Here is a 20,707-nt window from a genome sequence, read left to right as displayed (position 1 = left end):
TGATAAAAATGAAATTAGAGATTTTAAATGTACCTTCATTTTGGGGAGTGGAGATGAAGCAAAAATACTATCAAAATCACGAGGGAAATAAAAAGTTAGTTGTTCTTTTTCCTGGGCAAAATTATCCGTGTAATAAACCAACCTTGCATTTTGCAGGCACTTCCGCTATACAAAGTGGTTTTGACCTCCTGATCTTGGAGTATGGATATCAAGCTGCGCGAGCAGATCTTAATCGTGATGAGGTGCGAAGAGTCGTAGAAGACAGCTATGTGTCAGTCAAACAAGTCGTACATGAATATAATCAAGTTGTTTTTATTAGTAAGAGTCTAGGAACAATAATAGCTGGAGAAGTTCATGAAAAACTTGACGTGCCAATTAAGCATATATTTTTAACACCTATTAAAGAGACTATTCCTTACGTGAACAAGTTCAACGGAATTGTAGTATATGGGACGAAAGATCAAGCATTTAACGAAGAGCTGGCAAGTGAAATTAATAAAGAGAATGAAATCATTGCAATCATTAATGCCAATCATTCTTTAGAAACAAATGATGTCGAAGAAAGTATTGGAATTCTAAAAAAACTTGTAAAAATCTACATGCATTTTTTGAAATAATAAGTATTCAAGAAATTAAAAGGTAATTCCGTCTAACATAATATTCACGCTGTGGGCATATGCCCCAGGGCCGGCATTCGCTGGACACACAGCATACACTGTCGTGAATACAGGAACAATACAGTAACGTTAGATGAAAAGGATGTAAAGAATATAAAAAAGAGGTGTCATTTCAAATGGATATTGAGATTACAAAAATAACAAAAGATCAAGCAGATACTTTTTTGAATTTGTATAATTTATATTTGTATGACTTATCAGAATATAACTTTGAAGATCCAAAAGATGATGGGAAATTTGATCCAACAAATACTTACTTATACCTAGAGAGAGAAGAGTTGCATCCATTTTTTGTTATGCATCTAGGTAAACCAATTGGCTTCATATTAGTTTGTTCCCCTCCCTTTGTTCCAGAAGGAGTTGACTTTACAATACAGGAATTATTTTTATTAAGGAAATATCGCGGTACTAGAATTGCTTCGTTAGGAATAGAGAACATATTTAAGCAATTCAAAGGAAAAATAAGTATCGGTCAACTGGTGGAAAATAAACCAGCCGTGAGATTTTGGAAGAAATATTATGAAGAACATAATATTGATTTCTTCGAAGAACAAGAGACTATTGAGATTGATGGCATAGGATTACAAAAAGTGATTTCACAAACTTTTGAGATTCCAAAAATTGCTAAGTAATTCAAAGCACGCGGACACATCCGCACCGACTAACCGCATCACGGCCGCTCCCGTTGGTCCGCTTAAGGAGGTAGTGAATACAGAAACGTTATAGTAATCAGCGCTAATTCAGAGACACATCCCATACTTTGTTTTTTATTAAACTAGTTGCTTAGTTGAGAAGAAATTCAAAATAAAAAATTAGCGAAAATACTGCCAGTAACATTAGAGATTAACATAAAAATTAAAGGAGAATGCTTGATGTTTTATGTTAATGCAAGAGCAATTGTTGAGCGTAAAGGAAGCGATAATACAGAAATAATTATACAGACCCGAAATAAAAAGAATGAGGAATCAATAGAATTGCCAGGTGGAAGATTAGAATTATTCGAATCAATATTAGATGGCCTGAGACGAGAAGTATTTGAAGAAACAGGTTTAACTGTTATAGAGGTGGAAGGTAGTCAAAAGCGCATAGATACACGTGGGATTAACTCCGATTTTGAAGTTGAGTGCCTAGAACCTTATTGTGTATATCAAACAATAAAGGGTCCAGTTGATTCTATGGGTATGTATTTTATATGTAAGGTTGACGGCAATCTGTTAGAAACAGGAGATGAAACTACAAATATCAGATGGGAAACTGTTGAAGAAGTCTATAAATTGATGATAGAAGATCAAAAACAGTTTTCTGATGTGGATCGCGCGGGGTTAAAGTACTATTTAAAACACAGATTTGGAAAGCAAATCTAGGCAGGCAGCATTACATAACAAAGTATTCACACGGTGCCTACCCCTTAGTAAGCAGAGGGGTTTTAGGATGTTATCGCTGATTGATGTGTATCAATATATTTATTTTTTGTGTCAACATGCAAAACGTCACCTAGTACAAATACAAAAAGTAATGGATGAGTATCGTTTGATTGAGTCAGAGTCACATCAGATAACATAATATTTACGCAGCGGCTCCTGTGGATCTTAGGTCTGCTAATTGGATTTCGAAGAGAGATTTCTGCAGACATCCCCGTCGGGGTTCATAAACACAGGAACGTTAAAGGGGTTCAGCAATACAAATTAAAAAGTAGGAAAAGAGTCATAAAATGAATGATTCCTATCATTTACAGTTTGGAAAATTGTGCGAGAAATTAGGGCTTGGTGAATTGGTGACGACTCCGAAACCGATATCAGGTGGTCTTTTACATCGGATATTTGCAATCAAAACGACCAAAGGGAAATTCGCAGTTAAAGCATTAAACCCACAAATCATGGCAAGACCTACTGCACTGAACAATTATATAGAAGCAGAGAGAATTGTGAGTATTTTATCTTAGCGAATATCTGTTCAACCCGCTAATGTATACGAAGACACATTTTTGCAGGAGCTTGATTAACAATTTTATATGGTATTTGATTGGATTGAAGGGAGAAGTTTAGAGCCTTTCGAAATTACGGAAGCAAACTGCAAGAAGATCGGTTTTATGCTAGCGGAGAGTCATCAAACAAAGTTTGCGCAGGTCGACCGTATTCCAAGCACTCCTAAAGGCGAAAAGCAAATTCCCTGGGAGTTTTATCTACGTAAAGGTGTAGCGGGGAGGGGGTGTTTGGACAAACCAGTTATCTAGTAGTATCAAGCAGCTGTCATTCTGGACCGAACAAATTAACCGATCAGTCAAGCTTTGAGGCCGAACAAGTATGTAGTCATCGAGATCTGGACCCTAAGAATGTCATGTGGGACCAAAATAAACCCATAATTATTGATTGGGAGTCGGCTGGAGAAATCAATCCCAAACATGATCTCATAGAAACGGCAATTTATTGGTCGATCGATGAGTTGGGCCAACTAAACAAAAGCAAGTTCAAAGCCTTCTTAAGCGGATATCGGCAGCTTTATGGAAATCTAGAAGCAGATTGGAAAGCTGTGTTGGAACTGGGCTATTTAAGCAAACTGAACTGGTTAGAATACAGCCTTAAGCTTTCATTGTGGATTGAATGTGTAGATGTTATTGAACAAGAGATGGGAACCGAACAAGTGATACACACCCTTAGTGCACTTGAAGAATATCAAAAAATGACTGTTATGCTAGAAAACTGGCTGAATGATGAGGATGTTTCGAGGAATTATTCGAAATAGGCTGACATCCTATAACATAATAATCACGCTTGCGGGAATACGTCCTTGGCTTTGCATTCGCTGGACACTCGGCATACGCTGAGCCGCGAATATAGAAACGGACCGTAAATTAAAACATGATTTGGGGGAACTCATGGAATATCAAATCATTGACTTGAGAGATCATTCAAATCTTCTAAAAGAAGCTATCGAGTATGTTGTGAAAAGATGGGGATTACATAGAAGAATATTCGAGGAATGTATAACTTCCAGTATGACAACAACAAGTCCATTACCTCGATGGTATTTTATGATAAATGGAGATGAAATCATTGGTAGTTACTCGTTAATGAATAATGATTTTGTGAGTCGACAAGATTTATGGCCGTACTTATCAAATCTATATATTAATGAAAAGGAACGAGGGAAAAATCTTGGGTCAGTCATGATGGCGCATGCAAGACACGAAGCTTATAAATTAGGATTCAGTAAATTGTATTTATGTACAGATCATATTGATTATTATGAGAGGTATGGCTGGCTTCATTTATGTAATGGGTATCACTCTTGGAATAGGGAGTCAAAAATTTATGTAATTGATACAGATCAGAAATCCAAATGAAGGGTGGACCAAAATGCATATTGAGTTTAATGAATTTCTTATTTCTGATGACAAATCTTTATTAGATTATGAAACTATATGTGGCTTCTTATCAAGAAGTTACTGGGCTAGTAAAAGACCTAAAGAAAAGATTATAAGATCATTCCAATCATCAGAATGTGTTGGTGTATATCAAGACAATAGGCAAGTCGGCTTCGCGAGGTTAGTTACTGACTATGAGACGGTTTATTATTTATGTGATGTATATATAGATGAGGATTATCGCGGCAGAGGTATAGGAAAGAAATTAATCGAAAGTATAACGACGTCGGATAAGTATAAGAATTTATCTGGTATTCTCAGAACGAAGGATGCTCATGGATTATACGAAGAATATCAATTTGTAAAAGACAATGATAAATACATGGGGCGAATGCCTGATTTTTTAAGGGAAAAACCATAAAGTAGATTGTGAAAGTACACAGGAACAAACATAAGGAAATATAACTGGTCAATAGGAGGTTGTAAAATGGGATTTCCAACACATATCGTATCAGCGGGTGGAATTGTAGAGGACGGAAACGGAAATATACTTTTGGTAAAAGCTCATGATGATGGATGGGTATATCCTGGTGGTATTACTGAGGTTGGGGAAAATCTGATTGATGGTGTGATCCGTGAAATCAAGGAGGAAAGTGGAATAGATGTGACAGTAAGTCATTTAATTAACATTGTATCCAGCACGGGAGTACATAAGTGGTATGACGGAGTGACTGATGTTCCTACGAAGGTTATGTTTGATTTTGTATGTAAAGCTGAGGGAGGAGAGTTAAGTACTTCTGAAGAAACAAGTGATTGTCGTTGGGTTTCAAAGGACAGGGTTTTGGATTTTATTACTCTGCCAGCCATTCGAACGCGTTACGAAGCCTATTTAAATTATAGTGGATCGGTGAATTATATTGAGTATATTACCCCGACCACGACAGAATGTAATGTAAAAGTTCAAAGGCATCTATAATTTCTAAAGCACATCTTGTTTAGATTTATGAACGATGGGAAAAGGAAGTATTTAACTTAGTATATCAAAAAAGGCGCTGACATTTTAATATAGCATCGTATCTTATTGCGGGTCTTGCCCTTGGTCTGCAAGAGGGAGTTCAAAGAAATGATTCTTGCAGACTATCCTGTGTGGCTAAGTTCATCAGCTCGGCGCGCTGTGGCTTAAGTCTGTCGAGGTTTATAGATACAAAGGCGTTATATGCAATCATAGCAATATATTTGAGTTCTATTCAAGGAGGATTAATGAATACAGAACTTAGAAACACAATGCTGAATACAATTGATCGTTTCGTATCGCCTAATGCTGAAATATTGAGTATTAAAGATTTTGACCTGGCTTACGGTACCTCAGCTGTAGAACTTAAAAGACATGAAATATTACTTAGAAATGATATTCATGATTGGAGTATCAATCTTATTTCAAAGAAAGCGTCACTCATTGAAAGGCGTACATTAAATTATCTTAATGATCAATCAGCAAATGTTCCATTTAGTTTTACATTAAATATGACAAGTAACAGCCGAGAATATCTTTGCATGCAGGATGTAGATTATGAAACAGATTACAATAATTTAGATATCGAACTGCTTCAAAAAAATGAACAAGCTGCTCTGGCAGATATACATGCGTTCAACTTTAAAAAATATTATAAATTGAAATGGCTTCCATTGCTTGATTCAGAATATATTCAATCCGTACTCAACGAGAAATGGGGACCGAATTGGAACAATGCAAAATCAGATCCGGATTTTATAAGTCATTTTGGTGATCTTATTCCAGAGATTGATAAGACTGCGGACCATATAGTTAAAGACATGGATAAAGTTCTCAAGGATGAAAGTTCACATACCCTTATACATAACGATCTACATCCGGGTAATACATTAGTTTACAAAAATAGAAAGGTGTATTTCATTGATTGGGAAGAAGCACATTATGGTTCCTTATACTTTGATGTAGCGCTTAGATACAGAGCGTTTTCTCAAGCCGAGAACTACAGAATCTTGCTGAATTCGAGGGGAATAAATCTATCAGAGGATAAATTCAAGCTGAATTATACAATTACGTCCAGATACTTGGGGTTACGATATATGTCATGGTTTTTATCCAAGTGGAAGGATGATAAGATAATGCTGGATGAATTAAATAAGTATATAAACATGACTGTATCCTAGATAAGAGATGAAACGACTTTAGTGAAGGGATATAACGTAATATTTATGTTGAGGACATTCGTTCTTGCTTCGCATTTGCTGGACAATCAAGATTACTGAGCCGCAAATACAGGAACCTTATACGAAATACCGAAAACGGTTTTTATTTTATCACTGATGTTAACTCAATAAATTTCATTGAGGTGTGTTTACATGATAGTTGATAATTTACTTGAAATAGTAGAAGAAAGTGATGAACGATACAAATGCTACGCTTTTAGTATTCCTATACAGATTTTTAAGAATATTATGAAAGGTGAGGAATTAGAAGAAGTACGAATATATTTATCTATTGATCTCCAGTTCGAAACGATAAAAAATATGATTGAGAGTTATATTCATTGGTTTACTATGTGTGAGACTGTACTACGTAACTATTATGAGAATGAACTTGGAGAAAGGTCGGCTCCTGCCTCGTGAATACAGAAGAATTATTATAAATCTCTATTTTGAAACCTCTCCAGAAAAACTTAACACCTAAAATGAATGAAGAGAAGAGGGTTAACTGATGACTTATAAATCCATTTTAATAGATCAAATATCGGCATGTTATAACGATAAGAGCTGGTTTATTCCGCTTGAGGACATATTGGAAGACGTAACAATGGAAGAAGCACTGACTGAGGATGACAATAAACAAACCATTTGGTCCATCGTGAATCATCTTATTTATTGGAATGAGAAATGGCTTGAGCGTTATAAGGCAGGAGAATTTGTGTTAAATCATGGGATCAACAATGATGAAACTTTTGCTTTGAATGAAGATCAATTGAACGATGCTGGCTGGAAGGAAACATTAAATAGACTTGAGAATGTTTTTATCAGTTGGAGAGTTGTTTTAGAAGAAACAGATGAATCTAAACTAACAAAGCAACTTCCAGAATATTTTAATGCTCCTTGGTGGGGAGTTGTATCTAATCTAAGTATTCATAGCGCATATCATATTGGACAAATTATGTTATTAAAGAAACAAATTCGAGCTGGAAATAAAAATTATCGAGAATAATAAACAACGAGAAACTCGTATCTTCTTCATATGGATTTAACGGTTGGGTAAAAAGGATAGGTGAGATGACATCAAATTACTGTTTATTTGCAGCCGGAATAAATGGCGTAGCTTAACTGCTGAGAAAATTTTTGAAGGATACAATGGATATGAAGTAAGGTCGGCAGGAACCGAAACGGGAGCAAGAATCAAGGTTACGGAAGGGCACATTGGATGGTCAGAATTAATTTTTGTTATGGAGAAGAAACATGCGAGAAGATTGAAGGATAAATTTTCAACAATTCTAAAAGATAAACGTTTAATCTGTCTGGATATTCCAGATGATTATCAATTTATGGACGAAGAATTAATAGAAATGTTGAAAGCAAGAGTATCTGAATATATTGAAGTGCCTATCTAAATAAGGAGTTGATTATTTTGGACATTGAATTGGCTATATCTGTCGCGTTACAAGCTCATAAAGGGCAGCTTGATAAAGGTGGGCACCCGTATATTTTACATCCCTTAGCTGTTATGAACAGAGTGGAAAGTATGGAAGAGAAGATTGTGGCTGTTCTCCATGATGTCATTGAAGATTCAGAAGTCACAATTGAAGAGTTAAGAGGGTTGGGATTTTCGGAAGAAATTTTAACAGCCATTCAGTTGTTGACGAGATCAACAGAGGATAGTTACGAAGAATTTATTGAGAAGACAACAACGAATCGAGTTGCGAGAAATGTGAAAATCGCTGATATTAAAGAGAATATGGATATATCAAGAATAAAGAATCCGACGGAGGAAGACGTTCATAGACTTGAGAAATATAGAAAGGCATTGGAAAGATTAGAGCGTGAATAACATGTGAAAGAAACTAAAAAGAGGTACGTTATGTCCCAGACGATGACAATTCGTAGAATACAGATAAAATTCCAAAGTTCTGTTTTCACAGCAGTAGCCTTAAGACAGAAGGATATAAATATCAAAGTAAGAGAAGAGCTGGGTCATCTACTGTTAGTAGATGCTAAGGACTGTTCTGAAATGTTTTTATTAGCGAGTTTATTTCAGCACGCTATGTGTACTCACGACATTATCTATTTTGCGAGAGAAGATGAATCAAGTTGTGATTTACTGGTATTTAACGGTGCGATAACTCCAATAAATCAAAAAGATATAAAACATCTGAAAATAGCGATAAAGTATACTCAGCCAGGAACTTATACAATTCCGTTGATAGATTCTCACGATGAATCAATATGGATGACGTGGCAACATTGAAATACGATGAACAATTGAGAGTCATGGCGAACAAAGATTTAGCCGTGATTAATGCATAAGGCCAAATCAATAAAATGAGGTATGTCATATGACTGAGCCAGTGCAGTTTTTTTATATTGATGATCTTATAGGAGTGTGGTCTTCTGAAGCCTTTTTTTATGATGCATTTGAAGATACACAGTTAGAATTTCATGCGGATGGCACAGGATGTCATGCCTATTTAAGACCTGATGGTCAAGAGATTACCTTATTCAAATGGAAGTTAATGAATGATCGAATTGAATTTGAAGAATATCTCAGGGTATCCATTGAAGTGAGTGAGGTTATAGGAGAAGAAATATATTCGGCAGATCGATTTGAAAATAAATATTCAGCAAGGTTTTTCAAAGCTAAGGGATTAGATGTGGCTAATGAAGAGATCAATGTGATCGTATTCTATTCTCCTTTGATTGAAGGAATTAATTCACAATCATTTGGAAGGATATCAAAAACATTGGATAGATCACTTATTGATGTAGCCATGAGGTATGAGCAGGATATGTAATAGATACTGGAAGCTACGCTGCTCAGAGTAACATATACAAATACTCGATAATTGGAGTTCAGGATGAGTAAATTAATTGTTATATTGATAGGTATCCTTCTACTTATAACTGGTTGCAGCACTACACATAAGATCAATACCGATTCAACCAAAGAATTAACAAAAGAGCTGAAGGAAATTTTTCCGTCGATTGAAAGAGTTCATTTTACGTTTACCCGCCCAAATCTCTCTTGCAGAATAGACATGAGCAAAGAACCGAGTAAAGAAGAACTGGAAGCAATTCTTACAGAAATCGAGAGATTTACAACAATGGATAACATGAATGAGATTGCTCGCAGCGTTAAATGGGGACTGGAAATATCCAAAATTTATCTGGATATGAATACGGACAAGGATAAGAAAACAATTGAACATGCTTATTATGCGAGATATTTCAAAACATCCAACGCTAGTGACCATTCAGAATCAAACATTGAGGGCTATAAAATTTGGTATGAAATAAATGAAAAATAGTGGCGATTGTAACCTATTAGATTTCCAAATTGAGCGGAGGGTAATCTTGGGAGCGTTATCAATGGGTCGATGATTCTTTTGGAATGAAGTAGTCCAGTCAATCACTGTACTACTTTTTATTATTTATGGGTTCAGAAATGGAACAAGTTGGGTTATATTAATTACAGTTGGGATTAGGAGGGAGAAAAAAAGAGTACAGAACAAAAGATGTGACAGTTTAACTCGAATTCAATTTTACATGGTCATAAGGAGAGAAAATGAAGAAAAATATTGGAATCATTGTATTAACGGTTGGTCTGATTATAAGTTTGTTTTATAACTTTCAATTGAAAGAATATAAGGAAGTTCAACAGCATAATTACAATCTAAAATTAAATCATGGTCTTCAAATTGGAATAAAAGAATCCATTAATAATCTGGATGTTGTCATAAAAACGTTAAAGGATAAATCCCCAAAGGAACAGATCATTCGTTCATTAGGAGATTTAATAGTGTCATTGAAAGTAGGCGAAGAAGCATTTACCTTTCTAGATTCGGATTTTCAGGAAGAGGGGCAAGCATCAAGTTACCTTATTTATAATACCTTCAGAGATTTTTATGCATATGCAAAAGTAGATTTAATGGGTGACATTGCTTCAAATCAGTTCTCGCTTGATCTGGATTCCAGGAATAAACTGGTTAATGACATAGGTATTCTCAAAAAGGATCTAGAGTATATCGATAGTCAATTTAACGAGGATGTTCTGAAAGATCAGAGCCCTAAGTGGATTGAGGATAAATGGAAAGAGTTAGTTACAGAGCGTATAAACCAACATCCTGACTTCAAATTATATGAGAGAATGAAAATGGAGTATAATTTGTAAACGGAGGGGCGAATGAATGGCATTTTGTATCGATTTTAAATTGATTTGTATCAATGACGATATTGCAATATATGCTTACGGAGACTGCTCTGAGAAATTAGAAGGGCGGTTTGAATTGAATTTAGGACGCCTGCTCTCAGGTGAAATGAGCATGGATACAGATATAAAAGAAGTTGTTAGGGTAACCAAGCCGTGTTTAAGTGATGGAGAACATCAACACAAAGCAAACCGGGCATTCAGTAAGATCTATAAACATTACGTAAAAACGGACACGTATCTAAAAGAAGGAGGGTACTATGCCTGATTTTACTATATAAAACGAAGTCATTGAAGCTAGCCGTTAGAACAAGGCTGCTTCTTTTTTTATTTTTCACTTCGCAAATGGAACATTGTGGGTTATATTGGATATGATTTGATCCTGTAGTAGACGAATGGAGCGGTGCTTAAGATGAATTTAGATGAAAAGATTCGTTTTCCGATCGGACGCTTTGAGCCCCATTTTGAATTTACTGATGAGGATCGTAAACACATATTGGATCAAATTCCCGAGATTGCGAAGACCTTGAGAGAGAGTGTACAAGATCTTAAGGATGAGGAGCTTCGTACTCCTTATCGTAGAGGTGGATGGACGATCACACAGATTGTACACCATCTTGCAGACAATGATATGAACGCGTACATAAGATTCAAAAGAGCATTAACTGAAGAGGAACCGCTCGCAAGCTCGTATCGCGAGGATTTGTGGGCATCGTTACAGGAGTATAAAGATTTGCCATTGGAAGATTCCATACAGTTGCTTGAAATACTGCACAAACGATTTCTCACGCTGCTACGCGGCTTACAATCGGAGCAATTCAATCGGAAACTGCGAACAGAGGTATTAGGTACCATTTCGCTGGATGTCGCCATTCAACGATTGGTCTGGCATGGACAGCATCATGTTGCTCAGATTAAATCTCTGAAAAGTGTCACAGAAATAGGAGTGCTTAACCAAGAAGGAATTTACCCTCATTGTCCCATGGAAATAAGAGTCGTCGAAGTTGGAGGAGTAAGCAAACCGCAGCTTAAACATAAATTACAGCAGTGTTCAATTCGAATGAATGAATACGGAAATAAACTGTTTGATGATGAGAAATTTGTCATTTCTCCTACCAAGAGGCGCCTAGAGACGGTCGAGTTATCAGTTAGAAATCTAGGGTTTTCGGATGGGGCTACAACCTTGCAACTCTTTCAAATGGCAGATACTCTCGGTTTACAATTATGTCCGGTTGATTTGGGTCCCTTTCTTAGAATTCAGCATTTGGATCAACCTGAGACATGCACATCAAGCCCTGAAAAAGGAAACCAAGCACCATCGGGTTCACTCACAATAGCCTCTGAACCTCTTCATGAGGATGATCATTTTCCAAAAGGCTTTTATCTCAGAAATATAGAAGACGAGTTGTGGTTACGAGGTTACATTGCGGATGATCTGCATGTGTGGAACCCTCACGACCGTATTATCTTTTGTAGAACTTGACTGTGTTTGATAGGAGAGTTGCATATGTACCATTACCGAAAGGGGCAAAAGAAAGATCTTACGCACATTATTGAACTCTCAATGCTCTGGCAAAAGGAAGACATTACAGTAGGCTATGAGAATGTAGCCTGGACCCCAGAAAAATTAGAAAAGAAGATGAATGATTACTTTTATATTGTGGAGTTGCGGGGTGTGGTTATGGGTTATGCCTTTGGAGAGATTAGGTGCGGAAACGCAGAGCCGGTCATTGCTGATAGTTATTTGGAAATTCATGAGGTGTATATCCATCCTGAACATCGGAGTAAAGGAATCGGCAAAGAACTCATTAAGTGTTTAATCGATAAAGCAAGTGAGCACCAGATTGAGAGGGCTTTGGTTGGATCATCCAATCGAAGATGGAAAGATACGGCGTCATTTTACGAAGAATTAGGATTCCATATGTGGTATATCCAGATGTATAAATAGAAGGTGAGCACAACATGAGCCGAACAGTATATGTGATCTCGGGGCCGGCTGGGGTAGGAAAATCGACAACATCGCAACAGCTTGTTCAGGCTTTAAGTAAAAGTGCATACATTTCGGGAGACGCAATCAGTCATATTCCAGTGAATGGACGAGGTGAACCATGGTTATGTAAAGTTGGTAGATCGACCCACCCTGATAGCCAGGGATCAATGGAGACCCACGGATGCACAGATGGGTGAGCGCAGTTTGGTTTTGTTGGAGGAATTTGAAGCGTGCTCAGATTTAAAAGAACAAAATAAACTCTATACGCAACACTTACAGCCGAGAATAAGTGTCTGAAATCGTTGAAGAGTTACGAAACAATCCGAGATTTATCTGGAAAGGAGATTACCTAAGTTGAAGCAACTCCCCCAAATATTTTCGTTCATTATAATTATTGTAGGAATCAGTATAGTCATACTTACTAAAACGATTGAACAGGTCATACCAAAATTGGGATATGCCGCGTTTCAGTCCGCAGGAGCAGGAAGTTACAGCCCGATTAACTATGAGATGAATTTGGATCTGAACTACTGGGTGGGAGGAATCTGCATCCTGGTGGGAGCAATTTACTTCATTCGTCACATCGCTTTCTTTCAACATTCGATTACCGAAATGAAAAAGAGAAACAAAGAGTTTGAGGATAAATATAAATAATATCAGGTAATCGTACGCTGAAGTTAATTATACTAATTTTCAGGTGGGTGATCGGAATGGAAGATCGAAGTCTCTTGGATTTTTATTTACGTATGAAGGAGACGGAAGCATATCAGTGGAATCTCTCGCCTGCAAGTTTGTATTTGGAATTGGAGACCAGAGATTTTTTAGCAAAATACTTTGACGTGTTCAGTGGCATGAATGCGCTTAACGTTGGCATTGGAGTATTGGGATGATTATATCGGTTACTTGTTGAATGGTGCGGGTTGTTTAACAAGTATTGATATTAACAAGGATATATGTGACATATTCAAATACCGACAAACAAAGGAAGGCCATCCTAATGCCTCTGCTGTTATATGTGAAGACTTTTTAACATGTGAATTACCTCAGGATCATTATGATCTGGTCACCATGATTGGTTCTGCTCTTCAAGAGACAGGCGCATACCGGAAAGGTTTGCAGAAAATATCAGAGGTGTTAAAACCGAATGCTCAATTCATGTATATGGATTCTGATAGATACCACAAAAAAGAAAATCTATTCGAACTATTGCCTGAATTGAAGTTTGAGTTAATACATATAGGAGAATATAATCGATTTTCAAATGTCAGTTTTTATTGCATGAAAATCAAAAAGGAGGAGGGTGTATGAATCGAACTCTCATGATTAGTGATATTCATGGTTGTATTGATGAGTTTAATCAATTGTTACTTAACGTAGACTACAATTCAAAATATGATCAGTTGATCCTGCTGGGAGATTACGTAGATCGAGGTGCTAATAGTAGAGAAGTCGTTGATAAGGTCATGGAATTAGTACAAGAACATCACGCCATCGCATTAAGAGGAAATCATGACCAAAGATTTGCTGATCTCATATATGAGGGGACCTCCTCTATTCAATCAAAGTTTATGGAACATGGAGGACTTCAAACGCTTGAAAGTTACTGTCGACTGAACGATCAAGATTCAAGTGAAGACTTAGAAACGGCAAGGAAAATTATAAAGTTGAATTATAGTCGTCATATTAATTTCTTGAGCAACCTACCTTTATTCTATGAGGATGAAAACCATATTTATGTTCATGCTGGATTGAATCCAGATTACAGTGAATGGAAGCAACAACCGGAGTATGATTTTATGTACATTAAAGATAAATTTATCCATAATGCATTCGAAGATCTACACAAAAAAGTTATCTTCGGACACACAAAAACAATAGACATTCATGGATCAGCAGCTGTTTGGTTTGCTGAAGACAAGATCGGCATTGATGGTGGATGTGCCTTTGGAATGCAGCTTAATTGTTTAGTTTATCAGAATGGGACTTACTTGGTAGAGCATGTGTAAAGTGTTGTGAACGGTCTCGCTTGAATGAATGATCGTTGGAATGAGTTTTAGTAGAAGCTGTAAAATATTTATAAATTCATACTTTAGCAAAGGAAGATATCATAATGGATAGAGGCAGAATTATATTTTTGAATGGTGTAACGAGTTCGGGGAAAACGTCTATAGTCGAGGCGATGCAATCTTACGATGATCCGTTTTTCTACGTAGTGGCGAATGATTTATTTGAAAATACGATCGGTGATAAACATCTGCAGACTGATTATTGGAAGTACCTAAGTGAAGCCATCATCATGATGTATCACACGGCTAAGGTATTCTCAGACCATGGCAAGCATGTGCTGATCGATGGGATCTTGGTGGAGAGACCGGAGCTTGCACCGCATTATGAACAAGTGAAAATAATTTTCGAAGGATACCCGCTGGAGATGGTGGAGCTATACTGTCCCCTTGATATCTGTCGTCAGCGTAACATTGAGCGGGGAGACCGCAGAGAAGACCAGTCTGAAGAGCAACATCGTATGATGGCGTCCGACATTCAGTACACATACTCGGTAGATACAAGTCTGCGTACGCCTGAAGAATGTGCCGAGATGATTATAAACAAGTTATTTAAAAGTGAATAGTATCTTCTATAGTATGAAACGAAGAGATAAGAAATGAAGCTGGGACGTCTAAAGTACGATGTTCCAGCTTCTTGACTATTTCAGTACGACAAGCAGAGAGGGCGAACAGAAATGCAAATTGCCAAACATAAAGAGCGCTCGAAAAAAGAAAGATTGCTTCTTCAATATATTACGTTGCGATGGGAAAAGGAAGTAAGAGGAGCCCCTTTTACGACTGCACGAAATGATATGGAGAAAGCCTTCCGTTTACCGGATACACTGTTCAGTTACGACACATCCTATGGTCTGCCTTACCACAGGCTGGTCATTTTGCAGAACAAGAGAGGTTTTGAGAAGATTCAAGATAAGAGCGTTATTCTGAAACCTACTGCAAAAAATTGCAAATTGGGATGTATTGTGATTGATAATAAGGAATTCGATACTACCGGATATGATGTAACCTTCACTTACTCCCCAGAATGTGGAAAACCTGTCCGATATGACAAACGATATCGCCCTTTAATAGAGCGAGCATTTGGATTGACTTCGAACGAATATGGAAGAGTGTTGTACAACGGAAGGCATATCTATCAGGATACCGGAGAATGGTACTACGAGTTAAATATATTGAATATGTTACTTACCGAGCAGAAAGACCCGAATGTGTTGATTGATCAGGAGCCGCTGAACGTATACAACCAGATTGAGATTTTATATTAATGTAATTTAGATACGAATGATTGATATAAAATGAGCGTTAGGAGTGGGACACATAATGATGAATCCTCAAGAGATTTTACCGTTAGTCAAACGTTTAGAAGCGAATCATATTGCATATTCACTGGGTGGAAGTGCGATGTTGTGTTTTCTTGGCTTGGTTGATTCCGTGAACGATTGGGATCTGATGGTCGATTGCTCAAAATTCAAATTTATAGAAGCGATTGCTGGATATGAGTGGATCGAGAAGGAAAGCGGCGACAAAACTTTTGCAAGTAAATATAGAATGGAAATTGGGCCGTTAAATGTGGATGTCATTGGCGGATTTGCTTTTGATGTAGATGGAAGACGACTGGAGTTACCTATATCGCCTATTCGAAATGTAAAATGGCACGGAATGCATGTTTCAAGTCCTGAAGTGTGGTACGTTGCTTATCAGATGATGGGTAGACATGAGAAAGCGGATTTGATTTTAGATTATTTGCAAACAAGCAATGAGTATGTGAATCAGGATCTGATTAAGAGCTTGTTAGCGAACGACATTTTAACGTATGGGATTAGAAAAGGATTGAACACACTGCTTGAGACTTAACTTCACGAACAGAGGTGTATCAAATGCTATATCATTTCAGTGAAGAATCTGATATTCATATCTTTATACCAAGAGCGAAGCAGAATCGGCCTGAGTTTCCGGCGGTTGTCTGGGCGATTGATGAGCAACATGAATTCAGTTATTACTTTCCGAGAGATTGTCCTCGCATTGTTATTCGAAGAACGAACGACATTAGTGATGAGCATCATGAGTTGTTTTTTAAACACTCAAATGCAGACCTCATTGTAACGGTTGAGAACGAGTGGTACTCCAGGATCATGCAACAAACGTTGTATCGGTATCATCTGGATGCAGCGTCGTTTAAACTTTTTGATGAAACCGCAGGGTACTATATTTCTGATCAGGTGGTTACACCAAGTTACATAGAGAAAATAGATCATCTGCTAGAGAGGCTTTTGGCCAGAGGGGTTGAGTTGCGATTCACGACAAATCTATATCCTCTGAGAGATGCTGTGTTACAGTCAGACTTCCAACAATTCGGAATACATCGTTTCAATCATGCTAAACCATTGTAGAGGGCGGGGAATAGCCAGCTGGGGGGATGACCATGCTTTCTGCCTATTGGAGGTATTTCTTATATGTAACTGAACATAAGTTGAACGTTTTCATTGAGTGCTGGCATGAAGGGTTATATTTACAAGGGATATTTCATGATTTAACGAAATTTTGTCCTCACGAATTTTTCCCTTATGCAATCAAGTTCTATTCGGACCGTAAAGATGAAGTCACAGAACTAAGGTGGAAGAAGGCATGGCTTCATCATCAGAATCATAATAAACATCATTGGGAGTATTGGATCGTGAACAGAAATACAAAAGAAGCTCTGCCTATGCCGCAAAAATATATTATAGAGATGGTATGTGACTGGAGAACTTTTACGAGAAAATGGGGTCGTAGAGTCAAAGATTCCAATCTGGCAGAACGTATGATGAACTCGGAAGATATTATTTTGCATCCAAAGACGAGAGAATCGCTTGAACAGTTGCTTACTAGAAAGGGCGAATCGTGATGATTCATCTTCTACAAAGAGAAGGGGGAAATTTGTTGTGAATAAAGAAATGGAACATTTGCTTCAAGCTTTTGAAGAATGGACGCTATTTGTCAAAACGTTGAGTCGTCTCGAAGAAAAGACCTGGAATTCCAGTCTAGAAAAAGGAAAGTGGACGATCAAATCCATCGTAAGCCATATGATGTTATGGGATCGATATTTTTACAAGGAAGCGATTGAGAAGATTGCCCTGAATCAGCAGATTACGTTGAAGCTTCTGGATTTTGATGAGTTTAATCGCAAAGCTGTGGAGTACGGGAACCGCACAGAGCCGTCCGAAATTGTCGACAAGGCGATCACTTACCGTCACAAAATTATGAATGATATTCGAGGGTTATCGGAGGAACAGCTTTATCAACGATATGTGGATCCAGAGAACAAAGATAATGTATTTTACATTCCCCAATACCTTAAAGATTTTATATGGCATGACCAGCATCATATGGAGCCGTTAAAACAATATCTGGCCGGGGAGGGATTGTTGTGAGTATTCATACGATTACATTGGCTCAGGAAAATCTGATTGGTTCATTCTCCAATGTGGTTACGCCGATTTTAAAGATCAAGTCAGGTGATTCCATACGTTTTCAGACGCTGGACGCAGGTTGGGGCACGGGAGTAAGTTATGCGAAACGGATCAAACCTTTTCCACGACAAGGTGAAAAAGATGGAGGGCACGCCTTAATCGGCCCAATCTATATTGAAGAGGCGAAGCAGGGAAAGACACTCGAGATCATTTTCAATGAGATTATACCAGGCAGTTACGGGTTTACTTCCGCGGGTGGATATCCCAACTGGCAGAATCAGAAATTGCATCTAACAGAGGTCGAAGAACTGTCTCTAAATTGGACACTTGATCGACATGCGATGAGTGGCTCTTGTGAGGTACGGGACAAGTCATACAGCGTATCCTTAAATCCATTCATGGGTGTCGTGGGCATGCCGCCAGAATCAGGAGGGATTCATACGACATGGCCGCCGCGATATTGTGGAGGGAACATCGACTGCAAGGAACTAGTACAGGGAAGTAAGTTATATCTGCCTGTTCCTGTAGATGGGGGTTATCTGGCGATTGGTGATGGTCATGCACGGCAAGGGGATGGGGAAGTCAGCTGTCAGGCGATTGAATGTGCCATGGAGCTTGTAGATATCACAGTGAATGTCACAGATGATATAAAGCTGACCAATCCACGTGCGCATACGCCTTCTGGATGGATTACCTTTGGTTTTGATGAGGACTTGAATGAAGCAACGGTTCAAGCGTTGGATGGCATGTTGGGCCTGATGGGCGAGTTATATGGCCTGGAGCGGGTAGAAGCGATTGCGCTGGGAAGCGCAGTGATTGATCTGCGTATCACGCAAATTGTGAATGGTGTGAAAGGCGTGCATGCCTTTTTGCCCCACGATGCTTTTATAAGTGATTCAAACTAGCGGCAACTCTGAAAAATTTGCATTCTGCTAAACCAGATTATATGAAGCCCTCTACGATGTCATTTAGTCTGATGTTAGAGGGTTTTGAAGATTTATCCCCTTTAAGTGTTATGTTTTCCTGAAATTGTGCGGAATGAAATAGTGGTGATCAAAATATTCTAAATAATAACAGAATATGTATTGACCCAAAGCTTTTCATGATACTATAATGAAATGGGTTTCATGAAATCCGTTTCATTATCTCCTGACAACTTAGTAAGCGCTTTCTGTTGCAGGGGGAAGGCAGGTTTTCAAGTTCCCATCCGTGACAGCCTTGTGATGAGTTAAGTCATTCGAGGAAGTCATCCAAGCATGCTGCAAGCTTGATTCATCTTTATCTAACTTTGAGGGGGAGCGTGTGAAAGATGAAGTTTGTGAGAAAGAAGAGGTTCAGCCTGTTGGTGATATTCACCTTACTGGTAACCATTATTGCTGGTTGCAGTGGTGGAGGTACACCATCTGACACGGCGACTCAGCCACCAGCGGATAAAAACAAAGAAGCGGCAGTCGAACCTGTAGAGGAAAAACAGGAGCCTAAGGTAGATTTGAACGGCAGAGCAATCCGTATATCGAACTGGTGGGATGCATCTCCCAAAGGAGATTCGGAGGCAGATGAACGCGCTCGTGAACGTATCAAAAATGTAGAAGAGAAATACAACGTTAAAATTTCCTATTTGAATACAGATTACGGAGCAACGTCCGAGAAAATTTCTTCATCCGTGATGGCAAATGAACCTTTTGCAGAGATTGTACGTGTGCCTGACGGCAATATTTGGGGTCTCATGCAGGGGGGATTCCTCACACCATTGGATGATTATCTGAAGGATACACAGATCAAGCCCGATGTCATCGATTCGATGCGATTCGGCAGTGATAAAGTATACGGGCTGACGGGTTGGTATACCCCGAATGACAGCGGAATGTTTTACAACAAACGAATATTCAAGGAAGCTGGTTTGAAAGACCCGCAGCAATTGCTGGAGGAGGATAACTGGAACTGGGATACGATGCTGGATGCGGCCAAGAAGCTAACCGTGGATAAAAACGGTGACGGCAAGATGGATCAGTATGGCCTGTCGGGCGCGTATTACGTACTTCATGAAATGCTGATTGGAAGTAACGGCGGCAAGATGTATGACGAGGCAACGCAGAAGGCAGCGTTTGATTCACCCGAATCTTTGGAAGCGCTTAACTTTTTGTATAGTCTGTACAACGACCACAAAGTTGTGAAGGTTAACGCCGGTAATGATTGGGAAGATCCATCCAAGTTTTTCTCAGAAGGCAGCATTGCGATGTACCCTGGCGGATTATGGGAAGTAGAAGGTCGTATTCTGGATAAGTTAAAAGACGACTGGGGTTATGTTTACATGCCTAAAGGTCCAAAAGCAAAAACGTATCTGGATACAGTCAACAGTACAGAAAGTTTTGTTATTCCCAAGGGTGTGAAGGATGCCGATATCATCGTGAAAATTTGGGAAGAGCTTCAGGACTTTGACAACTGGCAGGATAATCACCGTCTGTGGTTAGAAAACATTTTGCCTGACGAAGCTTCAATTGCTAACGCGATGAATGACAATGGTCAGGTTGAACGTGTATACGGTGCTCGTGCTGGAGGATTAGGTGTTAAGGAAGCTCTCGGCAGTGTAACCGAAAAGTTTGTGAAAGGTGAAGTGACTCCATCTACAGGTGTTGCTCAGGTCATCGGACCTGCACAGGCAGGAATTCAGAAAGTACTGAAGGGCGAAAAAAGCAAGTGAAGTAAAATCATTTAC

The 20,707-nt window shown here is 38.4% G+C and carries 32 protein-coding genes and 1 pseudogene; all 33 read left to right on the top strand.

The genetic code is table 11. The annotated features are described in order from the left end of the window. Positions 1–8: 8 nt before the first annotated feature. The 33 genes and pseudogenes from EC604_RS25225 (at position 9) to EC604_RS25070 (ending at position 20,692) form a co-directional block, all read left to right on the top strand. Positions 9–617, top strand: coding sequence for an alpha/beta hydrolase (locus tag EC604_RS25225; protein ID WP_123066781.1), 609 nt, complete (start codon positions 9–11; stop codon positions 615–617). 176 nt (positions 618–793) lie between these two features. Beyond that, positions 794–1,309: a GNAT family N-acetyltransferase gene (locus tag EC604_RS25220; RefSeq protein WP_123066780.1), complete on the top strand. Its 516-nt coding sequence runs from the start codon at positions 794–796 to the stop codon at positions 1,307–1,309. Positions 1,310–1,549: 240 nt separating this feature from the next. Then, positions 1,550–2,041 carry an NUDIX hydrolase gene (locus EC604_RS25215; protein WP_123066779.1) on the top strand — a complete coding sequence of 164 codons (492 nt, stop codon included), beginning with the start codon at positions 1,550–1,552 and terminating at the stop codon, positions 2,039–2,041. A gap of 347 nt (positions 2,042–2,388) precedes the next feature. Continuing rightward, a complete protein-coding gene (locus tag EC604_RS30660; RefSeq protein ID WP_240037196.1) occupies positions 2,389–2,619 on the top strand; it encodes a hypothetical protein in 231 nt (76 codons plus the stop codon). A gap of 266 nt (positions 2,620–2,885) precedes the next feature. Further along, complete coding sequence (locus EC604_RS30655; protein ID WP_240037195.1) at positions 2,886–3,419, top strand: phosphotransferase; 534 nt, start codon at positions 2,886–2,888, stop codon at positions 3,417–3,419. A gap of 133 nt (positions 3,420–3,552) precedes the next feature. After that, positions 3,553–4,020 carry a GNAT family N-acetyltransferase gene (locus tag EC604_RS25205; RefSeq protein WP_123066778.1) on the top strand — a complete coding sequence of 156 codons (468 nt, stop codon included), beginning with the start codon at positions 3,553–3,555 and terminating at the stop codon, positions 4,018–4,020. A gap of 13 nt (positions 4,021–4,033) precedes the next feature. After that, on the top strand, positions 4,034–4,462 hold the full coding sequence (locus tag EC604_RS25200; RefSeq protein WP_123066777.1) for a GNAT family N-acetyltransferase: 429 nt from the start codon (positions 4,034–4,036) through the stop codon (positions 4,460–4,462). A gap of 66 nt (positions 4,463–4,528) precedes the next feature. Continuing rightward, on the top strand, positions 4,529–5,017 hold the full coding sequence (locus EC604_RS25195) for an NUDIX hydrolase (RefSeq protein WP_123066776.1): 489 nt from the start codon (positions 4,529–4,531) through the stop codon (positions 5,015–5,017). A gap of 284 nt (positions 5,018–5,301) precedes the next feature. After that, the gene (locus tag EC604_RS25190; protein WP_123066775.1) at positions 5,302–6,234 is read left to right on the top strand and encodes an aminoglycoside phosphotransferase family protein; all 933 of its coding nucleotides are present in this window, start codon (positions 5,302–5,304) and stop codon (positions 6,232–6,234) included. 547 nt (positions 6,235–6,781) lie between these two features. Beyond that, a complete protein-coding gene (locus EC604_RS25180; protein ID WP_123066773.1) occupies positions 6,782–7,279 on the top strand; it encodes a DinB family protein in 498 nt (165 codons plus the stop codon). A 70-nt stretch (positions 7,280–7,349) separates the two neighbouring features. Then, a complete protein-coding gene (locus tag EC604_RS25175; protein ID WP_123066772.1) occupies positions 7,350–7,679 on the top strand; it encodes a low molecular weight protein tyrosine phosphatase family protein in 330 nt (109 codons plus the stop codon). A gap of 17 nt (positions 7,680–7,696) precedes the next feature. Further along, positions 7,697–8,116, top strand: coding sequence for a GTP pyrophosphokinase (locus EC604_RS25170; protein WP_345789284.1), 420 nt, complete (start codon positions 7,697–7,699; stop codon positions 8,114–8,116). Between the two features lie 42 nt (positions 8,117–8,158). Further along, positions 8,159–8,533, top strand: a complete 375-nt coding sequence (locus tag EC604_RS25165) for a hypothetical protein (RefSeq protein WP_161557038.1) — start codon at positions 8,159–8,161, stop codon at positions 8,531–8,533. A gap of 88 nt (positions 8,534–8,621) precedes the next feature. Beyond that, on the top strand, positions 8,622–9,077 hold the full coding sequence (locus tag EC604_RS25160) for a hypothetical protein (RefSeq protein ID WP_123066770.1): 456 nt from the start codon (positions 8,622–8,624) through the stop codon (positions 9,075–9,077). Positions 9,078–9,140: 63 nt separating this feature from the next. Then, on the top strand, positions 9,141–9,590 hold the full coding sequence (locus tag EC604_RS25155) for a hypothetical protein (protein WP_123066769.1): 450 nt from the start codon (positions 9,141–9,143) through the stop codon (positions 9,588–9,590). 257 nt (positions 9,591–9,847) lie between these two features. Further along, on the top strand, positions 9,848–10,453 hold the full coding sequence (locus tag EC604_RS25150; RefSeq protein WP_123066768.1) for an oxidoreductase: 606 nt from the start codon (positions 9,848–9,850) through the stop codon (positions 10,451–10,453). 16 nt (positions 10,454–10,469) lie between these two features. Beyond that, complete coding sequence (locus EC604_RS25145) at positions 10,470–10,757, top strand: hypothetical protein (RefSeq protein WP_123066767.1); 288 nt, start codon at positions 10,470–10,472, stop codon at positions 10,755–10,757. A gap of 144 nt (positions 10,758–10,901) precedes the next feature. Next, positions 10,902–11,408: pseudogene (locus EC604_RS30650) on the top strand (YfiT family bacillithiol transferase); the annotation flags it as partial. Between the two features lie 63 nt (positions 11,409–11,471). After that, positions 11,472–11,972 (top strand): helicase, encoded by a 501-nt coding sequence (locus tag EC604_RS30645; protein ID WP_240037210.1) that lies wholly within the window; start codon positions 11,472–11,474, stop codon positions 11,970–11,972. Positions 11,973–11,996: 24 nt separating this feature from the next. Further along, entirely contained in the window at positions 11,997–12,437 is a 441-nt protein-coding gene (locus EC604_RS25135) for a GNAT family N-acetyltransferase (protein WP_123066765.1), read from the top strand. Positions 12,438–12,451: 14 nt separating this feature from the next. Then, complete coding sequence (locus EC604_RS29765; RefSeq protein WP_151458121.1) at positions 12,452–12,676, top strand: hypothetical protein; 225 nt, start codon at positions 12,452–12,454, stop codon at positions 12,674–12,676. Positions 12,677–12,833: 157 nt separating this feature from the next. Then, complete coding sequence (locus tag EC604_RS25125; protein ID WP_123066763.1) at positions 12,834–13,133, top strand: hypothetical protein; 300 nt, start codon at positions 12,834–12,836, stop codon at positions 13,131–13,133. Between the two features lie 56 nt (positions 13,134–13,189). Continuing rightward, the gene (locus EC604_RS25120; protein WP_123066762.1) at positions 13,190–13,369 is read left to right on the top strand and encodes a hypothetical protein; all 180 of its coding nucleotides are present in this window, start codon (positions 13,190–13,192) and stop codon (positions 13,367–13,369) included. Next, entirely contained in the window at positions 13,347–13,787 is a 441-nt protein-coding gene (locus EC604_RS25115; RefSeq protein WP_161557037.1) for a class I SAM-dependent methyltransferase, read from the top strand. Before EC604_RS25120 ends, EC604_RS25115 begins: the two co-directional genes overlap by 23 nt. After that, a complete protein-coding gene (locus EC604_RS25110; protein WP_123066760.1) occupies positions 13,784–14,485 on the top strand; it encodes a metallophosphoesterase family protein in 702 nt (233 codons plus the stop codon). Before EC604_RS25115 ends, EC604_RS25110 begins: the two co-directional genes overlap by 4 nt. A 104-nt stretch (positions 14,486–14,589) precedes the next feature. After that, entirely contained in the window at positions 14,590–15,108 is a 519-nt protein-coding gene (locus tag EC604_RS25105; RefSeq protein ID WP_123066759.1) for a phosphotransferase-like protein, read from the top strand. Between the two features lie 111 nt (positions 15,109–15,219). Continuing rightward, positions 15,220–15,807 (top strand): hypothetical protein, encoded by a 588-nt coding sequence (locus tag EC604_RS30305; protein ID WP_205127953.1) that lies wholly within the window; start codon positions 15,220–15,222, stop codon positions 15,805–15,807. A gap of 55 nt (positions 15,808–15,862) precedes the next feature. After that, positions 15,863–16,396, top strand: a complete 534-nt coding sequence (locus EC604_RS25095; protein ID WP_123066758.1) for a hypothetical protein — start codon at positions 15,863–15,865, stop codon at positions 16,394–16,396. Positions 16,397–16,419: 23 nt separating this feature from the next. Beyond that, positions 16,420–16,932: a DUF6886 family protein gene (locus EC604_RS25090; RefSeq protein ID WP_123066757.1), complete on the top strand. Its 513-nt coding sequence runs from the start codon at positions 16,420–16,422 to the stop codon at positions 16,930–16,932. A gap of 26 nt (positions 16,933–16,958) precedes the next feature. Further along, positions 16,959–17,426 (top strand): DUF5662 family protein, encoded by a 468-nt coding sequence (locus EC604_RS25085; RefSeq protein ID WP_345789283.1) that lies wholly within the window; start codon positions 16,959–16,961, stop codon positions 17,424–17,426. Positions 17,427–17,463: 37 nt separating this feature from the next. Next, entirely contained in the window at positions 17,464–17,952 is a 489-nt protein-coding gene (locus EC604_RS25080; RefSeq protein WP_123066756.1) for a DinB family protein, read from the top strand. Further along, positions 17,949–18,896, top strand: coding sequence for an acetamidase/formamidase family protein (locus EC604_RS25075; RefSeq protein WP_123066755.1), 948 nt, complete (start codon positions 17,949–17,951; stop codon positions 18,894–18,896). The genes EC604_RS25080 and EC604_RS25075 overlap by 4 nt, the downstream gene beginning before the upstream one ends. A 404-nt stretch (positions 18,897–19,300) precedes the next feature. After that, positions 19,301–20,692, top strand: a complete 1,392-nt coding sequence (locus tag EC604_RS25070) for an extracellular solute-binding protein (RefSeq protein ID WP_123066754.1) — start codon at positions 19,301–19,303, stop codon at positions 20,690–20,692. Positions 20,693–20,707 lie beyond the last annotated feature (15 nt).

Source organism: Paenibacillus amylolyticus, from assembly GCF_003719335.1.
Classification (GTDB): domain Bacteria; phylum Bacillota; class Bacilli; order Paenibacillales; family Paenibacillaceae; genus Paenibacillus; species Paenibacillus amylolyticus_D.
Note: the sequence above shows the minus strand (reverse complement) of the source record. Positions and strands in the feature narration are given on the sequence as shown.

Bases quoted from the DNA above. Each gene is read 5' to 3' on its own strand.
- EC604_RS25150 (WP_123066768.1), top strand. From the start codon at position 9,848: ATGAAGAAAAATATTGGAATCATTGTATTAACGGTTGGTCTGATTATA.
- EC604_RS25225 (WP_123066781.1), top strand. From the start codon at position 9: ATGAAATTAGAGATTTTAAATGTACCTTCATTTTGGGGAGTGGAGATG.
- EC604_RS25195 (WP_123066776.1), top strand. From the start codon at position 4,529: ATGGGATTTCCAACACATATCGTATCAGCGGGTGGAATTGTAGAGGAC.
- EC604_RS30660 (WP_240037196.1), top strand. From the start codon at position 2,389: ATGAATGATTCCTATCATTTACAGTTTGGAAAATTGTGCGAGAAATTA.
- EC604_RS25160 (WP_123066770.1), top strand. From the start codon at position 8,622: ATGACTGAGCCAGTGCAGTTTTTTTATATTGATGATCTTATAGGAGTG.
- EC604_RS25215 (WP_123066779.1), top strand. From the start codon at position 1,550: ATGTTTTATGTTAATGCAAGAGCAATTGTTGAGCGTAAAGGAAGCGAT.
- EC604_RS25090 (WP_123066757.1), top strand. From the start codon at position 16,420: ATGCTATATCATTTCAGTGAAGAATCTGATATTCATATCTTTATACCA.
- EC604_RS29765 (WP_151458121.1), top strand. From the start codon at position 12,452: ATGAGCCGAACAGTATATGTGATCTCGGGGCCGGCTGGGGTAGGAAAA.
- EC604_RS25120 (WP_123066762.1), top strand. From the start codon at position 13,190: ATGGAAGATCGAAGTCTCTTGGATTTTTATTTACGTATGAAGGAGACG.
- EC604_RS25220 (WP_123066780.1), top strand. From the start codon at position 794: ATGGATATTGAGATTACAAAAATAACAAAAGATCAAGCAGATACTTTT.
- EC604_RS25070 (WP_123066754.1), top strand. From the start codon at position 19,301: ATGAAGTTTGTGAGAAAGAAGAGGTTCAGCCTGTTGGTGATATTCACC.
- EC604_RS25095 (WP_123066758.1), top strand. From the start codon at position 15,863: ATGATGAATCCTCAAGAGATTTTACCGTTAGTCAAACGTTTAGAAGCG.
- EC604_RS25155 (WP_123066769.1), top strand. From the start codon at position 9,141: ATGAGTAAATTAATTGTTATATTGATAGGTATCCTTCTACTTATAACT.
- EC604_RS25200 (WP_123066777.1), top strand. From the start codon at position 4,034: ATGCATATTGAGTTTAATGAATTTCTTATTTCTGATGACAAATCTTTA.
- EC604_RS25110 (WP_123066760.1), top strand. From the start codon at position 13,784: ATGAATCGAACTCTCATGATTAGTGATATTCATGGTTGTATTGATGAG.
- EC604_RS25190 (WP_123066775.1), top strand. From the start codon at position 5,302: ATGAATACAGAACTTAGAAACACAATGCTGAATACAATTGATCGTTTC.
- EC604_RS30305 (WP_205127953.1), top strand. From the start codon at position 15,220: ATGCAAATTGCCAAACATAAAGAGCGCTCGAAAAAAGAAAGATTGCTT.
- EC604_RS25105 (WP_123066759.1), top strand. From the start codon at position 14,590: ATGGATAGAGGCAGAATTATATTTTTGAATGGTGTAACGAGTTCGGGG.
- EC604_RS25165 (WP_161557038.1), top strand. From the start codon at position 8,159: ATGACAATTCGTAGAATACAGATAAAATTCCAAAGTTCTGTTTTCACA.
- EC604_RS25085 (WP_345789283.1), top strand. From the start codon at position 16,959: ATGACCATGCTTTCTGCCTATTGGAGGTATTTCTTATATGTAACTGAA.
- EC604_RS25205 (WP_123066778.1), top strand. From the start codon at position 3,553: ATGGAATATCAAATCATTGACTTGAGAGATCATTCAAATCTTCTAAAA.
- EC604_RS25180 (WP_123066773.1), top strand. From the start codon at position 6,782: ATGACTTATAAATCCATTTTAATAGATCAAATATCGGCATGTTATAAC.
- EC604_RS25135 (WP_123066765.1), top strand. From the start codon at position 11,997: ATGTACCATTACCGAAAGGGGCAAAAGAAAGATCTTACGCACATTATT.
- EC604_RS25145 (WP_123066767.1), top strand. From the start codon at position 10,470: ATGGCATTTTGTATCGATTTTAAATTGATTTGTATCAATGACGATATT.
- EC604_RS30645 (WP_240037210.1), top strand. From the start codon at position 11,472: ATGGAAATAAGAGTCGTCGAAGTTGGAGGAGTAAGCAAACCGCAGCTT.